Source organism: Halorientalis persicus, from assembly GCF_900110215.1.
Taxonomy (GTDB): Archaea; Halobacteriota; Halobacteria; order Halobacteriales; family Haloarculaceae; genus Halorientalis; species Halorientalis persica.
The window spans coordinates 1-1,405 of record NZ_FOCX01000109.1 but is presented as its reverse complement, the minus strand read 5'-3'; the positions used below and the strand labels follow the sequence as shown (position 1 = coordinate 1,405).

The following is a 1,405-nucleotide window of genomic DNA, read 5'->3' as shown; positions in this document are numbered from 1 at the left end:
GAGCCGACGACGGACGAGCCGGAGCCGACGACGGACGAGCCGGAGCCGACGACGGCTGCGGGCACTGACGAGCCTGCAACGACCACCGAGACTGGGCCCGGCTTCACGGCCGTGCTCGCTCTCGTCGCACTGGTCGCCGCTGCGCTGCTGGCAGTCCGCCGCCGCGACTAACTACCGGAATTCTTTCCGGCCCTAACTGACGCTTTTTTTTCGGCCGCTCGTCGAGGAGCGGTAGCGCTGACGTACTACATCAGCAGCGGGAGCTGGGGCTGTCGGAGGCGCTGGCAGTGAGTGCAGGTACACTTGACAGGGCTGTTGCTGGGCGGACAGACCGCACCGTGAGCGCGGTGCGTAGACACGAATGACAATTCCGGCCCACCATGCGAGTACAGCGACTCGTGGCGGTCGCGTGTGGCTGGACACGCCTGTCACGAGCGCTGGCGCTCACCAGACGTAAAGACAGAATAGGGCCGGCAGGGTGCCGACCCCCAGGTTGGCCAGTAGAATCAACGTAGTCGATGCGGATAAGCGTTGGCACCTGCCTGCGCGTGTATATGTTTGCAACCAGTCATTCTCCAGAAACCCAGCATCGACTGGCCTGTGACGGTCTGTGTAGCGGGCTGTCGGTGGCATATAAACGAGGGGTGTATCCTAGCAGTGACGCGCAGGGTTGTCTGGCCCGTTGTTTCAGGTGTAGTTGGAACCAATGACTCGCACGCTACACCGCGTTGGCTCGGTAAGTTTGGCAGTGGCACTGGCACTCGCACTGACGCTGGTTGGCCTACCTGGCACTGTGGCCGCACAGGCTGACGAGCCCGACGACACGCAAGATGATCTCGACGAAGCGATCGAGCAACTCAATACGACGGCCGCAGACCAGGATGAGCGTCACAACATGACCCACAGCATGGCGCAGCTTGACACCAGCGACGACGAACGGACCCTCGAAGACGCCATCGAACGGCTCGAATCCGATGGCTAACCGCCACTCCGGCACCCTCACCCTCTTGCAGTAGTAGGGCGTTAGAATAGGGATCCGGCTGGCAGTCGACAGTGGCCGGTGTGCGGTACGTTCTGTGCTGTGAGGAGAACCACACGTTTACACGCTGTGAGCAGCTATCGATAGAACCTGAAATTTTAGAGAACACAACATGAGATACGCAACGGAAGTTATCACGTGGGACGACAACTCGTTCCATCCGCTGGATAATGCGCTGGCTGATGAGGACTCCGCCCATCTGGAAGAGACATACTATATCAGCCCGCTTCAGGATGGAACGTACGCCCATCTCTCCCGATTTCGCGGGGACATGGCCGTTGCCAGAGACATTCTATCCGATACCGACGCGGTACTTGATTTGGAGGGCCCCACCGAGCAGGATGGGCTCGCCTATCTTCACACAGA

2 protein-coding genes and 1 pseudogene are annotated in these 1,405 nt (G+C 60.2%); all 3 read left to right on the top strand.

Annotated elements, in window-relative coordinates:
* The coding region (locus BMX17_RS24860) for a PGF-CTERM sorting domain-containing protein (RefSeq protein WP_139203814.1) at positions 1 to 171 on the top strand (171 nt) is incomplete at its 5' end.
* A gap of 577 nt (positions 172 to 748) precedes the next feature.
* Positions 749 to 982 carry a hypothetical protein gene (locus tag BMX17_RS24855; RefSeq protein WP_139203812.1) on the top strand — a complete coding sequence of 78 codons (234 nt, stop codon included), beginning with the start codon at positions 749 to 751 and terminating at the stop codon, positions 980 to 982.
* Positions 983 to 1,151: 169 nt separating this feature from the next.
* Positions 1,152 to 1,405 (top strand): annotated as a pseudogene (locus BMX17_RS24850) (helix-turn-helix domain-containing protein); the annotation flags it as partial.